We start from the raw sequence: 13,576 nt of genomic DNA, 5'->3' as shown, positions 1-13,576 counted from the left end.
ATACACGTATCTAGGTTTATTCCTGGACAAAAGCAGTTTACAACCCATAGGGCAGTCATCCTGCACGCGGCATGGCTGGTTCAGGCTTCCGCCCATTGACCAATATTCCTTACTGCTGCCTCCCGTAGGAGTCTGGTCCGTGTCTCAGTACCAGTGTGGGGGATTCTCCTCTCAGAGCCCCTAGACATCGTCGCCTTGGTAAGCCGTTACCCTACCAACTAGCTAATGTCACGCGAGCCCATCTCTATCCTATAAATATTTAATAATATCCCGATGCCGGTACATTATATTATGCGGTGTTAATCTCTCTTTCGAGAGGCTATCCCCCTGATAGAGGTAGGTTGCTCACGCGTTACGCACCCGTGCGCCACTCTCACCATCTTCGAGCAAGCTCTCCGATGGATCCCGTCCGACTTGCATGTATTAGGCCTGCCGCTAGCGTTCATCCTGAGCCAGGATCAAACTCTCCATTGTAAAATGAAGTTTTTGATTCCAACTATTTACATAATCAGAATTCTTTTTTTATATCTCTGATCTTGGATCGAATTGAACTAATTCTTGAATTTGTTCATGACTTTCGTTTTATCTACTCGTCACGCTTACATGATTGTGTTTTCTTAAAGAACTTATCTCGCTTCAACTTCCGTATCCGCTATATTCCGATGGCATTGCGCCCTCTTTATCTTTTTTTTGTTTCCCTCCGTTTCCGTTGGGACTGCAAAGGTAGAAATCTTTTTTGAACTTCCAAAAAACTTTTGAAGTTTTTTTTCTTTTTCTCTTTCCCGATTTCCGCGCCTAACTTCCGTTAAACCCTTCTTTTTTTCATGATCACCTCTTCCGAAGTAACCGTCCCTCCCTTGCGGAGTGATGCAAAGATAGGGAGTTTTTATAATCACTTCCAAGCCTTTTGTTCTTATTTATTTCAATATATCCGTAACTCGCTGTGAACTTGACGGATTCTTTTTGTAAAACAGCATCCCGGGGGGCGCCGGGATGCAAAAATGGACGGTTATATGGGAAAATGCAGGGGAAAGACCACAAAAAGGTCGCAGGAACGTGGACGAAGGAACGTGGACGAAGGAACCGGGGAATGCCGCACGGTAGTGGATACCCTGGGCGCAGAAGTTATGGAAAAGGTGGACTCATGTGAAAAAAGTGTCCCGGAGCAAACCGAGGGCAAAAACAAAGATCATATAGGAAAAGGTAACCCGGAGCAAAACAGGGAGGCTAAACTAACAGCCGCATCCCCAAGGCGCCCTACCACCACCCCGCAGCAGGGACAGAAAGCCGGTATGCCCACAGCAGCGAACTTCCCGCAAAGATAGACGACCAGAAAAAAAGCCGATGAGCCGCAGCAGGCAGACCGGATCACGGACAGGTATAAAAACCGCAGCCGAAAAAAAGCGCAGACCATCCAGAAAGACAACCCAAAAAGAAGGGGCACCAAAGTAAGGACAAATCTACTGTTTAGTTAGGTTTAGCTTAGGTTTAGTTTAGGTATTAGTTAGGTATTGTTTAGGTTTTAGCTAACAAATACCTAACTATACCCTAACTTAAATCTATATTATTCCTAAATTAAAGCATAATCAATAGATAAACAATTAGTACTATAACCACACGGCCCTAGCTTTAATTAAAGGAATATAACTGTTAATGCATAGGTCATCGATGAAAATCTAAAAAATAGACGCTGGCAACCGAAATCAAAACAGCGTTGAAACGTTCTACAAATAACCTGGAGTTATCAATACAGATCGTAATTTCACCAACTTAAAATAAAAAAATGGATTAGGAGCCCCAAAAAAAGTTATACAGAAAAAACAGCATAAAGCTGAACTACATTGTTCGATCGAAAATAAAGAAGAACACATTACTTCCCTTCGGCTTTAAAGACCCAAAAACGCTGAAGCGTATAATTAAAGCCTAAAGAAACGAGCAACTCGACAAGTAACTTCGAAAATAAAAAATTGAAATGGTATACATCCACCAGGAAGTGAATGCCAGTAGATTTAAGCAGAATACTACCACAGACAACAATTACAAATTTCCACAACTGACTACCTACAGAATTTTGCGTGCTACCAAAAGACCAGTACCTATTGATCAAGAAATTTACGATAGCACCTAGACTGCCACTGATTGCATTAGAAAAAGGAGCACTAATATGTAGCAATTTATAACAGGCAGAATATACCCCAAAATCAAACAATCCGCCTAAAAAGGCGGAAAGTTGTGCTTTTAAAAATGTAATCACCTTTGAAGACATATTTATCCCACCTCCTCTTGCTGTTTTTTTAATTTGTCTTCCTTATCCTTTGCATCGCCTAGTTTCAACAAAAGACGCGTATCATTTGCATTAATAATAAAAAGTAAGATGCAAATGACGAATACGCACCAATTAATAGAACCAGGCATTAAAACCTCTAATAACATCACTAAAGCAATAATGACACGTATTTCTGTCGGACCGAGTATCCCCGCATCTATCGTATATTTATCCGTAATTCTATACCTAAGTTGTGATATAATCATTGCCCATCCATATAACGACACCAAAGTAAAGCCCAGATACTTATAGTCACCAGTCGTATAAAGCACATACCCTAATCCGATAAAGACTGTGCTAATCCAATCCATTACGATATCCAACGCAAATCCATACCAACGGCGCGATTTATTCCGATAAAAAGCTATCCGACCATCTAATGAATCACCAAACCATTGTACAAAAAAACCGGGTATACCCAAAAGTAAATATCGGATATCCACGTATTCTGCAAGTATAAAGCTCCCTAAAACCATTAACGAGCCAAAAAAACCGATCGCTGTAAGGCCATCCGAAGTAATCCAATTAGGAACCCTTGGTACAAGGTATGTAATCAACTTTTGTTCGGGGTCACTCAGGATATTTGTTCTTTTCCGATCTTGAAAAAGCTTTTTATTTATTTTAAACTCACTCATTATCTGTGATTATAACCATTTATTTTCTTTATACCAAGCCAGTGCCTCCATTAAGCCCGCTTTCAAATTATATTTAGGTTGGTATTGTATTTGGCTTTGAGCCAATGAAATATCACAGCCCCAATTTTCTGCTGTAAGTTCATTCAATCGCTCTGGATATAGTACAGGTATTGTTTTTGAATTTTTATATACACGCTCAAAGATTACCGCTACAGCTTTTACGACCCCCAATGGAATATGCATTCGGATCATTTTCTTTTGCGTGAACTCTTTGAAAAATTTTGCCATTTCATATCTGTCATAGACCTGACCATCACTCAGATTGTATACTCTTTTCTTTCCTTGATCGAAACGGCAAGCGTTTAAAATCGCTTGAACTAGATCCGTCACATAAATAAAGCTTAGCTTTTGAGGAGATCTTCCGACATAGGCATCCATTCCACCGTTCATTGTCTTGAAAAGAATAAAAATATCTTTCTCTCTGGGACCATATACTGCGGTAGGCCGTAAAATTGTCACTGGTTGATCCTCAAACTCACTCAATGCGAGTTCCGCCTTCCTTTTGCTTCTACCATACGCTGTCACTGGACAGTAGGGATTGTGTTCATCAATTAAATTGGATGCATAAGGAACAGGTCCTATCGCTGCGAGACTACTTACAAATACAAATCTGCGGATTGGGTTCTTCAATGAAAAACAAGCCGACGCCAAGTTTTTGGTATAACCAACATTGACTTTTTCTAAATCTTCTTCGCGTTTGGCACGCGTCATTGCGGCCGCATGTACGACATAGGTATAGTTTTCCGATTCTAATAAAGCTTTGATGGAAGCTTCATCAGTGAAATCAGGATAAACAAATTTATCCACAACAGAACGAATTTCTGAAACATCACTCGACTTTCTAACAGCAGCATGAACTTCCATTCCTGCTTCCTTCGCAGCCCTTGTCAAATGATAGCCCACAAAACCACTCGCTCCAGTGATTAATATTTTTTCTATCATAATGATTTTTGATACAAACGATAACGTTTGTACAATTCTCCATTCATTTGTTCAATGGCATGGTTCATCATATAATTATGCTCCAACATCCATGAACATTCAGCCCCTTTTATATTAGAATCTTTTGATTCTCTAATAATTCGGCCATACAAACAGGCTTCAATACCAAGCTTGCGATAATCTTCTAATACGCCCAACATCAACACCCGAAGCAAATTGATCTTTTTCTTCCCGAACAACAGTTTGAAAATACCTGTAGGAAGCAAACGACCTTTCTTCATCTTAATGAGGATTTGGTTAATATCCGGAATACCAAGACCAAAACCAACGAGCTCCCCATCTTTTTCAGCTACAATAGCAAAACGTGGATCAAGAATCATTTTCAGATCTTTAGCTGTATAGTTAAATTCATCTTCCGTCATCGGAACGAATCCTGAATTCTTATCCCAAGCTCTATTATAGATATCACGAACTTTTGCAGCTTCGTTTTTAAAATCTTTTACATTAAATTGGCGAAGCGTAATCCCTGACCTTTTTAAGCGTTCTTCCAACTTATCCAAAAGCTTTACAGATCGCTTATCGGCAGTTTGCTCCATGACCAAATACGCTCTAAGATCGACCTTATGTTCGTAGCCGCCATTGGTAATCAACCCCATGTAATAGGGTGAATTGTAAGGCATCATTGCCACTGGCGGTCTATCAAAGCCTTCAACCAAAAGTCCCAATGTATCATTGGTCGATAGGTTAATAGGTCCAACAATAGTATCTCCACCTTTGGCTTTCACCCATTTCTCTGCAGTTTCAAACAATGCATTGGCCGCCTCCTGGTCATCTATACAATCAAAAAATCCCCATTGCCCTTCATTGACATGATTAAAGGCATTGTGATTATTATTCCAAATCGCACAGATCCGGCCAACGATCTTATCATCACGATAAGCTAGAAAAGGTTGCGCTTGGGAATGTTTATAGAAAGGATGCTTATCAGGAGAAAGCAGGTCTTCTTGTTCGAGAAATAAGGCAGGTACATAATTAGGATTTCCCTCATAGAGGCTATGAGGGAAATCTATAAACAGCCGTCTTTGTTTCTTTGTTTCAACGGGTACAATCTGAATCATATACGATTAGATTTTATATTAATGTTTCAACTTCAGCTTGTTTGAATACTTTAACCATCTTCTCGATTGCTTCATCGATTTGGTCATAAGTATGTGTCGCCATCAATGAAAAACGAATTAAAGACTCCTCTGCAGGAACTGCTGGAGAAACAACTGGATTAACAAATACACCATCATCTTGGAGCATTTTAGTCACCCAGAACGTTTTTTCATTGCTACGAATAAATATCGGCAAAATAGGACTTTCTGTAGCACCTAGATCAAAGCCATGATCTAACAATTGTGCTTTGGCATAATCTGTATTTTTCCACAATTTTTCGATGTGTTCAGGTTCATTTTGAATGATCTCTAACGCCTTCAGTGTAGAAGCAACAGATGCTGGCGTCATTGACGCACTAAACATGACCGAACGTGCATTGTGTTTCAAGAAATCAATCACATCAGCATCACCCGCTACGAATCCACCCAAAGAAGCTAATGATTTACTAAAAGTACCCATGATCAAATCTACATCGTCATTAAGCCCAAAATGTGAGGCAGTACCAGCCCCTTTGTGCCCAATAACGCCTAAGCTATGTGCATCATCTACCATAACAGCAGCATCAAACTCATTAGCTATTGTAGTAAGTTCCGGTAAGTTAACAATATCACCTTCCATACTAAAGATACCGTCAGTACAAATTAATTTTGCGCTTTCTTCAGGTAATCTAGATAATTTAGCACGTAAATCATCCATATTATTGTGAGCGTATTTGATCACTTTCGCAAATGACAAACGGCTACCATCAATAATTGATGCATGATCACGTTCATCTAGCAAAATATAATCATTACGTCCCATCAGACAAGACAATGGTCCAAGATTCGATTGGAAACCTGTACTAAACAGAATCGCTGCCTCTTTACCCACATAAGCAGATAGTTTTTCTTCCAGTTCTACGTGAATATCCAACGTACCGTTTAAGAAACGCGATCCAGCACATCCTGTACCATACTTTTCCAAAGCATCTTGCGCTGCTTTTATAATACGTATATCAGTAGTTAACCCTAAATAAGAGTTAGAACCAAACATCAATACACGTCTACCATCGATTTTTACCTCGGTATCTTGCTTTGATTGAATAGGTCTAAAATAGGCATATAAGCCTTTAGCTTTTAACTCCTCTACAATCTTAAATTGCGATATTTTTTCGCCTAACTTTCCTTTACTCATGCGATAAAAAGGTATTTCTAAAACTATTTCTAACTTTTAGATGTTATTGTAACAAACAAAATTCTCGAATTGGACTTTTATATAAAAAACTCTGTCTTCGAATAAAAATCTGCTCTACCCACAATGTAAGTTAAAATTCTACGTTGTATATATTCACAATAATTCCAAAAAACGTTGCAAACATACGAAAACATAATCTGACTTTCACTTAAATTTAGTCATATTTTTAACACATCGCCCAAAACAGTTAATTTTATTTTAATACTCCGCTAACATCTCCCCACACAATTCTACTATAAAATAAGACAATTTTAATAATTATATTTGCGAACTATAAATTATCCTATAATTAGTTACATTTAGGTTCATTGCACTAGCAATGGTATAGACTTACTAATATACAACAATATATGGCTTTATCTTCAGATATCAATATAAAAAATAAAAAAGCTTCTTTTGAGTATCATCTACTGGACAAATACGTCGCTGGAATTCGACTACTAGGCACAGAGATAAAATCAATACGTGAGGGAAAAGCAAATATCAACGATAGTTTCTGCAGTTTCTTTAATGACGGCCTTTACATTCGTAACATGCATATTGCCGAATATTCCATGGGCTCATTTTATAACCATGAAGCAAAACGCGACCGTCAGCTTTTGCTGACAAAAAGAGAATTGAAAAAATTAAAAGAAAAAGGCGAAGAACGTGGTTTTACAATTGTTCCATTGCGCATATTTATCAGCTCACGTGGTTTTGCAAAAGTTGAAATTGCTCTGGCACAGGGTAAAAAAGATTTTGATAAACGGGAAAATATAAAGGAAAGAGATGTCAAACGTGAGCTTGATCGCGTCATGAAATTCTAACTCTGGCATTGCGCCAGGACAAATGCCCCTGGCGTAATACCAACCCTATTCTTAAACAGCCGAACAAAGTAATTGACATCGTTAAACCCTGATCCAAAACAGGATTCCTTTACATTTCGGGTCAAGAGCAAAAGCTGCTTTGCTTTACTAATACGTTGCTGAATCACATATTCCATTGGGCTCAGCCCTAGTTCACGGTTGAACATCCGGGTCAAACTCGCCTTGCTCATGTGAGCAGCTTTCTCCAGTAAATCTATGGATATCTTCTCAGTAATGTTCTTACGGATAAACTCTTGTAAATGCATAAGCACTTTATTGGTCGATTTTAGCAGCTTCAATGCCATAAGAGACTGCGACTGCAGCAATCGAATTGTGAGCTCCTTAAATGTCAGATCTGCCAAGACATCCTTAAGCGGATTCTCGCCTATTATAATCTGAAATAATTTATTGACCAGTTCAGCCAACTCGTTGGAATTGTAAAGATGAAAAAGCTCAGGATCAATATGCCAGCGGCCCAACTGTTCTTTTGGATAAAATTCATTTAAATAGTCCAATACAGCTTCTATTTTTTCCTTCCGGATGGTTAAGGCCGTGCACTGTGTAGGCTGTTCCAATGTAGCTTCCGGAAAATCAATATGCATACCGACCATGGCTGGCAAAACGATCATCTGTCCGGGTAGATAGTCGAAAGCTTTAATCTGTTCAAGGTGCATAATTTTCTTCCCTTGAATCATATTGATCATCACCAGGTCATCAAACCGCAAGGGTACATATTCCGACACACGGTATGTCTCATATATATTCAGTTCTAGGCTATCCAATGTAAACGCGCGTCGGTTTTCCACCAGCGTACTGAGTTCCCTTCCCTGAGAAAATGGTAACGTATGAATCAGTGTCCTATCTCTCATATCGCATCAACTAAATAGAATTGGAAATCAATCAAATATAACAAAAAAATCCAAGCATTTGCTTTGGGCTATACCGGAATAATATCCCTACACTATACTGCAACAATGATGCTACCCTTTGCCTCAATAATGCTACGGTATTGAATAATTGCTGGCTAACTTTGATAAGAAGGGATTAAAAATAAGTAATAATAAATCATATGAGCGCAATTAAAAGACCATCGTTCAAAGAACGATACGACAATTACATCGGCGGCAAATTTGTAGCCCCGATCCAAGGAAAATATTTTGACAATATCTCGCCCGTAGATGGTAAAGTATATACCCAGGTAGCACATTCAACGAAAGAAGATCTCGATCTGGCGGTTGACACCGCCTCCAAAGCCTTTGAGACCTGGGGGAAAACATCAGCGACCGAACGCAGCATTATCCTCAATAAAATTGCAGACCGCATCGAGGCTAATCTGGAATATATTGCCGCAGTAGAAACCATAGATAACGGAAAAGCAGTACGCGAAACGCTAAATGCAGATATTCCGCTGGCTATTGATCATTTTAGATACTTTGCCGGAGTAATCCGCGCCGAAGAAGGATCAATAACTGAATTAGATAGCAATACCGTTTCCTTAATTGTACACGAACCAATCGGCGTTATTGCACAGATCATTCCGTGGAATTTCCCAATTTTAATGGCGGTATGGAAACTTGCTCCAGCGCTTGCTGCGGGAAATACCGTTGTTTTAAAACCAGCAGAAAGCACACCCGCGTCAATTCTCGTCTTGATGGAAATTATTGGCGATCTGATACCAGCGGGTGTCATAAATATTGTGAATGGGTTTGGCTCGGAACTAGGCCGGGCCTTGGTAACCAATCCTAAAGTAGCGAAGGCAGCCTTTACAGGATCAACCGCAACAGGGCGATTAGTCATGCAATATGCTACAGAAAATATTATACCGGTAACACTGGAATTGGGAGGAAAATCCCCCAACATATTCTTCAGTTCTGTCATGGATGCTGACGATGCATTCTTGGACAAAGCAATCGAAGGTGCCGTTTTATTTGCCCTCAATCAAGGAGAAATATGCACTTGTCCTTCACGTTTATTAGTGCAGGAGGATATCTACGATAAGTTTATTGCCAGAGTCATCGATCGGGTCAATCAGATCAAAGTTGGGGACCCATTGGATCCGACAACAATGATGGGTGCCCAAGCTTCCAAAATTCAAAAAGACAAAATTATGTCTTATATCACACTAGGCAAACAAGAAGGAGCCGAAGTGCTGACTGGCGGAGACGAAAATAATGTCGGCTCAGGTTTTGAAGAAGGTTACTACATCAAACCAACGCTATTCAAAGGAAATAATAAGATGCGGATCTTTCAAGAAGAGATTTTCGGTCCGGTCTTGGCTGTTACAACTTTCAAAGATGAACAAGAAGCGATCACCATTGCCAATGACACTATGTATGGTCTCGGTGCCGGTGTATGGACCAGAGATGCGCATCAACTTTATCAAGTTCCACGCGCCATCCAGGCAGGCCGTGTTTGGGTTAATCAATATCATTCTTATCCAGCTGGCGCTCCATTTGGAGGATATAAACAATCCGGAATTGGCAGAGAAAATCACAAGATGATGCTTGCCCATTATCGTCAGGCAAAAAATATGTTAATTTCATACAGCAAGGAAAAACTAGGGTTCTTTTAATACGCTATGAATTAAAAACGCAAAGAAGAAATGCTTTATTCTTCATTTATCAATCCTTTCAGCAATGGTCAACAGAATAGATAGTACAGACAAAGCCAAGGAGCTCATTCATACACTTGAAGCACAACATGGTGCATTGATGTTTTACCAGGCCGGAGGCTGCTGTGAAGGGACTCAGCCCCAATGTTTTGAAAAAGGGGGGTATTTTCCCCGCATGAATGACGCCATGATCGGATTGGTTGAAGGATACGAGTTTTGGGTAGACCGGGATCTGTTTGAGTATTGGAAACATGCCCATTTCACACTTGATGTACTGGAGGGCTTTGGTCCGGGTGGTTTTTCGTTGGAAACACCACTTGGAAAAACCTTTAAGGTACATTACCGGCTCTTTACAGACGAAGAATTAAAAGAACTTAGCCCGATCAAACGCAGTGAATAAACATAAAAACGGGTGGAATAATCCACCCGTTTTTCTAATTTTTTGTCATCTCCCCCAGTCCAATTAGGTTGATTATTCAATATCCAAACCTTCTAAAACAGGAATTGGCTGTTTGTTTTCGTCCAAAGCGACAAAAGTAAATACTCCTTCGATCGCAAGCTCCCGTCCCTCTTTATACATATGCTCCAGGAATATTTCTACTTTCACCTTTAAGCTCGTACGCCCGACATTTTGGACACGCGCAATTGCCTCTATAATACTCCCGGAAGGAATTGCTTTATTAAAGTCAATACGATCTGTTGATACTGTCACCAAAGTCTTGCGACAGAATCTCGTTGCGGCCATAAAAGACACTTCGTCCATAATAGACATTGCCTTACCGCCGAATAAGGTATCGTGATGATTTGTCAAAAACGGGAATACAGTTGTGCATACATGCGTTTCTGATAAATCAATACGTTCTTGTAAAGTCATTTATTGTTATTTTTAATGGATTCAAGAGAGCACAAATGTAAGGCTATCCAAAAACAGTTGAGTCATTTTTATCCAATATTTTCCTCGATATCGACCCCTATCCCCCTTAATAGCAAAGAAGCGTTAAAGATCTTACACTCCCCTGTCTTCAGTTTATAGTCAAACAGCATCTGCCCTTCATCAACCTGGATATCGAAGTGATAATTTTTGATATCTTTTGGAAACTCCGGTTCCAAACTAGACAGCTGCAGATCGTGCGTTGCCACCATACCTTTACCATCCAAGCGAACCAACTGCTTAATAATCGCGCGGGAGCCCAAATATTTGTCAACCGAGTTTGTTCCGCGTAACATTTCATCAATCAGAAAAAAACTATCCGTATGTGAAGCTACAGTATCCAGTATAAATTTCATCCGATTGAGTTCTGCCTTGAAAGTGGAAGTACTTTCGTTCAGATTGTCTCTGATACGCATATAGGATATAAGTTTATAGATTGGTAGTTGAAATGATGAGGCGGCAACACTTGCTCCAGCATAAGCCAAAATTGCATTAACACCGATGGTACGTAAGAATGTGCTTTTCCCAGCCATATTGGATCCTGTTACCAATGCAACCCGATGATCGTTGCTGGTATAATCGTTGGCAACCACTAATTCATTCGGAATAAGCGGATGATAAATACCTTGCGCCTCTATCTTATCCTCGTCTGGGTTGACCAAGATAATCGGATAAACATAAGTCGGATGATTTCTTTTCCAAATTGCGAGACTATTCACAGCTTCAACTTTTGCCAACGTATCAAACGAATTCAGGATTTCCTGTTCATACTTATTTTTCCAATCGATAATCGCCAGTACTTGTCTAAAATCCCACAGCAAAAAAAGATTCAGAAATAACCCAACAACCTCATTATTTCGTGCATCCAGATTATTGATAAGAACAGCCAATTTTTTAAATGCTTTTGAAATAGGCTCAGCATGCCCTCCCTGCTTTAATTCATTAGCCATTTCTTGTAAGGAAACGGATTTCCATGCGTGATTTTCTATAGCTTGTATTGCATCAGCATAAGAACCCAATATTCCACCAATTTTGTCTATCCTTGAAGAAAATAAACCAACACTACCCGCTTTGGCGAAAGCCCAAAGAATATGAAACAAACCTAATATTGTTGCAACTGCCGCAAATTTGGAAATAAAAAAGCTTCCAACAAGCGCTAGCACAAATAAAACTGGACCAACTTTGACATACATACGCATGAAAGCATTTCCAAAATTAAAATTTCGGTCCTGAAAATAATTGGACAAAAAAGTCTTAATATCGAGTTTATGATTAAGATTTGCCAGCAGTTTCGCCTGAAAATCCCATATCCATTCCGATTCACTTTCTAATTCCCGCGACGCTTCCTGATTCCGTTGGATCTGTTCTTTATCCAGAGGAGCACTTAGCCAAGATGCAAGCAAATCAATCCCCTGTTTTGTTGTTGACCGATTCAATTGGGCAAATAACGAATATGCACCGAATACGTCCATATCTGAGCTATAAGGATGATTATCATCTTCAAAGTCCTCTCCATGGGCATACATATTTACTTTTCCATCAATGATGTTTTGTTCATTGGACAAAACCTTCAAATAGGCTTCAAAATAGTTTTTCTGAAGCTCCAGCTGGCTTTGCCGGCGTACCAAATACGCAAATAGGAACAATAAGGCAAAGAAACAACAGAACACCAAAGGAAGACTTTCCAACTGAAAAGTATAAAATAGCAAGGCTCCACCACCAAGAATTACAAAGAGTCGGCTTAAACTCAGGGTATTCACCTGCTTATTTAATTTTAAGACCGTGGAGGCAATTTCTTGGTGCTTTTGGTCGTATAATATCGTTATTGGATTCATTCTTAAATATTTTTTACTCCATCAATTGGACGAAATGCATCCTATCCAAAATCATATCTGTAACTAACTACAACTTTTAAACTGAGAGCATTCACAAGAGTAAGTAAAAACAATATATTTTCATTCACTTTTTTTGCAAAAAAAGTGAATAAGGGTCCGAAGCACCCCTAATTTTTTCGAAACAAATGTGAACTACCAGGCCTGATCACCTACCAAGGGTACAAAACGAAAAGTATCCAATTCAATGCGATCAAATTCATTTTCACCTACACGAATTATTGTCATCATTTTCTGAGACTTCTCGTCCCCTACCGGAATCACAAAAATCCCACCTATTTTCAGCTGCTTCAACATGATTTCAGGCACGAATGGCGCCCCAGCAGTTACAATAATTTTATCGTAGGGAGCATATTTTTCAATACCTTTGGAGCCATCACCCAAAAAGAAATTTGCCTTATACCCCATGTAGGGCAATACCTGAATTGTTCGTTGATAAAGGTTCTCTTGGCGTTCTATCGTATATACATCGGCCCCAAGTTCAAGCAAAATACAAGTTTGATACCCTGATCCTGTTCCAATTTCCAGTACCTTATCCCCTTTTTTCACGTGGAGCAATTCGGATTGATAAGCGACAGTGTATGGTTGGGAGATCGTTTGTCCGTCACCGATTGGAAAAGCAATGTCTCGATAAGCCTGATTCCAGAAGGTTTCATCAAAAAAGAAATGACGTGGTACCTTCCCAATGGCTTCCAATACTTTTTGGTCTTCAATACCTCTTCCTTTTAGATGCTCAACCAATTTCTTGCGTGCACCTCTCTCCCGATAATTATCAATAAACTTATACGCCATGATGTTTCAAATTTACCTTTAAAAAGGGATATTTAGCCGAACTATTCACAAATTACTTAATATCAAAGCAATACACAATATTGAACGTAGAACACACAACACATCACAACCAAATGAAAACACCATATCTACAACATTATCAAAAAGTTAC

At 39.4% G+C, this 13,576-nt stretch carries 13 protein-coding genes and 1 rRNA gene; 4 read left to right on the top strand and 10 right to left on the bottom strand.

Annotated features, from left to right (window positions below; translation table 11 throughout):
• Nucleotides 1–474 (bottom strand): 16S ribosomal RNA (locus LC454_RS10570); the annotation flags it as partial.
• 539 nt (nt 475–1,013) lie between these two features.
• Here LC454_RS10570 and LC454_RS10565 point away from each other — a divergent pair.
• Nucleotides 1,014–1,325 carry a hypothetical protein gene (locus LC454_RS10565; protein ID WP_223582133.1) on the top strand — a complete coding sequence of 104 codons (312 nt, stop codon included), beginning with the start codon at nt 1,014–1,016 and terminating at the stop codon, nt 1,323–1,325.
• A 545-nt stretch (nt 1,326–1,870) separates the two neighbouring features.
• Here LC454_RS10565 and LC454_RS10560 read toward each other — a convergent pair.
• From LC454_RS10560 to spt, 5 genes are read right to left on the bottom strand one after another with little or no spacing between them, the layout of a single operon-like run.
• Complete coding sequence (locus LC454_RS10560; protein ID WP_223582132.1) at nt 1,871–2,266, bottom strand: GtrA family protein; 396 nt, start codon at nt 2,264–2,266, stop codon at nt 1,871–1,873.
• A 2-nt stretch (nt 2,267–2,268) separates the two neighbouring features.
• The gene (locus LC454_RS10555) at nt 2,269–2,961 is read right to left on the bottom strand and encodes a CDP-alcohol phosphatidyltransferase family protein (RefSeq protein WP_223582131.1); all 693 of its coding nucleotides are present in this window, start codon (nt 2,959–2,961) and stop codon (nt 2,269–2,271) included.
• A gap of 9 nt (nt 2,962–2,970) precedes the next feature.
• On the bottom strand, nt 2,971–3,963 hold the full coding sequence (locus LC454_RS10550; RefSeq protein ID WP_223582130.1) for an NAD-dependent epimerase/dehydratase family protein: 993 nt from the start codon (nt 3,961–3,963) through the stop codon (nt 2,971–2,973).
• Entirely contained in the window at nt 3,960–5,081 is a 1,122-nt protein-coding gene (locus tag LC454_RS10545; protein ID WP_223582128.1) for a hypothetical protein, read from the bottom strand. Before LC454_RS10545 ends, LC454_RS10550 begins: the two co-directional genes overlap by 4 nt.
• A 13-nt stretch (nt 5,082–5,094) precedes the next feature.
• Entirely contained in the window at nt 5,095–6,294 is a 1,200-nt protein-coding gene (gene spt, locus LC454_RS10540) for a serine palmitoyltransferase (protein ID WP_223582127.1), read from the bottom strand.
• 410 nt (nt 6,295–6,704) lie between these two features.
• On the opposite strand from spt, the gene smpB reads away from it, so the two are divergent.
• Nucleotides 6,705–7,160: an SsrA-binding protein SmpB gene (gene smpB / locus LC454_RS10535; RefSeq protein ID WP_223582125.1), complete on the top strand. Its 456-nt coding sequence runs from the start codon at nt 6,705–6,707 to the stop codon at nt 7,158–7,160.
• Here smpB and LC454_RS10530 read toward each other — a convergent pair.
• The gene (locus tag LC454_RS10530) at nt 7,157–8,068 is read right to left on the bottom strand and encodes an AraC family transcriptional regulator (protein WP_223582123.1); all 912 of its coding nucleotides are present in this window, start codon (nt 8,066–8,068) and stop codon (nt 7,157–7,159) included. The genes smpB and LC454_RS10530 overlap by 4 nt on opposite strands.
• A 200-nt stretch (nt 8,069–8,268) precedes the next feature.
• Here LC454_RS10530 and LC454_RS10525 point away from each other — a divergent pair, with 200 nt between their 5' ends.
• Both LC454_RS10525 and LC454_RS10520 read left to right on the top strand, forming a co-directional pair.
• Entirely contained in the window at nt 8,269–9,771 is a 1,503-nt protein-coding gene (locus LC454_RS10525) for an aldehyde dehydrogenase family protein (protein WP_223582121.1), read from the top strand.
• A 64-nt stretch (nt 9,772–9,835) separates the two neighbouring features.
• Nucleotides 9,836–10,210, top strand: coding sequence for a DUF779 domain-containing protein (locus tag LC454_RS10520; protein WP_223582120.1), 375 nt, complete (start codon nt 9,836–9,838; stop codon nt 10,208–10,210).
• 72 nt (nt 10,211–10,282) lie between these two features.
• Here the strand turns inward: LC454_RS10520 and LC454_RS10515 are convergent, their stop codons facing one another.
• The 3 genes from LC454_RS10515 to LC454_RS10505 all read right to left on the bottom strand — a co-directional run bounded on the left by LC454_RS10515 (nt 10,283) and on the right by LC454_RS10505 (nt 13,425).
• Complete coding sequence (locus LC454_RS10515) at nt 10,283–10,684, bottom strand: acyl-CoA thioesterase (RefSeq protein ID WP_104383990.1); 402 nt, start codon at nt 10,682–10,684, stop codon at nt 10,283–10,285.
• 68 nt (nt 10,685–10,752) lie between these two features.
• The gene (locus LC454_RS10510; RefSeq protein ID WP_223582119.1) at nt 10,753–12,576 is read right to left on the bottom strand and encodes a MutS-related protein; all 1,824 of its coding nucleotides are present in this window, start codon (nt 12,574–12,576) and stop codon (nt 10,753–10,755) included.
• 192 nt (nt 12,577–12,768) lie between these two features.
• On the bottom strand, nt 12,769–13,425 hold the full coding sequence (locus LC454_RS10505) for a protein-L-isoaspartate(D-aspartate) O-methyltransferase (RefSeq protein WP_223582118.1): 657 nt from the start codon (nt 13,423–13,425) through the stop codon (nt 12,769–12,771).
• Between the last annotated feature and the right edge of the window lie 151 nt (nt 13,426–13,576).

Source organism: Sphingobacterium sp. GVS05A (assembly GCF_019969845.1).
In the GTDB taxonomy this organism is placed as follows: domain Bacteria; phylum Bacteroidota; class Bacteroidia; order Sphingobacteriales; family Sphingobacteriaceae; genus Sphingobacterium.
This window is presented reverse-complemented; position numbering and strand designations above follow the sequence as displayed.

Coding starts and splice junctions, on each gene's coding strand:
- LC454_RS10515 (WP_104383990.1), bottom strand. CDS start 10,684: ATGACTTTACAAGAACGTATTGATTTATCAGAAACGCATGTATGCACA.
- LC454_RS10505 (WP_223582118.1), bottom strand. CDS start 13,425: ATGGCGTATAAGTTTATTGATAATTATCGGGAGAGAGGTGCACGCAAG.
- LC454_RS10525 (WP_223582121.1), top strand. CDS start 8,269: ATGAGCGCAATTAAAAGACCATCGTTCAAAGAACGATACGACAATTAC.
- LC454_RS10510 (WP_223582119.1), bottom strand. CDS start 12,576: ATGAATCCAATAACGATATTATACGACCAAAAGCACCAAGAAATTGCC.
- LC454_RS10545 (WP_223582128.1), bottom strand. CDS start 5,081: ATGATTCAGATTGTACCCGTTGAAACAAAGAAACAAAGACGGCTGTTT.
- LC454_RS10520 (WP_223582120.1), top strand. CDS start 9,836: ATGGTCAACAGAATAGATAGTACAGACAAAGCCAAGGAGCTCATTCAT.
- LC454_RS10565 (WP_223582133.1), top strand. CDS start 1,014: ATGGGAAAATGCAGGGGAAAGACCACAAAAAGGTCGCAGGAACGTGGA.
- LC454_RS10550 (WP_223582130.1), bottom strand. CDS start 3,963: ATGATAGAAAAAATATTAATCACTGGAGCGAGTGGTTTTGTGGGCTAT.
- smpB (WP_223582125.1), top strand. CDS start 6,705: ATGGCTTTATCTTCAGATATCAATATAAAAAATAAAAAAGCTTCTTTT.
- spt (WP_223582127.1), bottom strand. CDS start 6,294: ATGAGTAAAGGAAAGTTAGGCGAAAAAATATCGCAATTTAAGATTGTA.
- LC454_RS10530 (WP_223582123.1), bottom strand. CDS start 8,068: ATGAGAGATAGGACACTGATTCATACGTTACCATTTTCTCAGGGAAGG.
- LC454_RS10560 (WP_223582132.1), bottom strand. CDS start 2,266: ATGTCTTCAAAGGTGATTACATTTTTAAAAGCACAACTTTCCGCCTTT.
- LC454_RS10555 (WP_223582131.1), bottom strand. CDS start 2,961: ATGAGTGAGTTTAAAATAAATAAAAAGCTTTTTCAAGATCGGAAAAGA.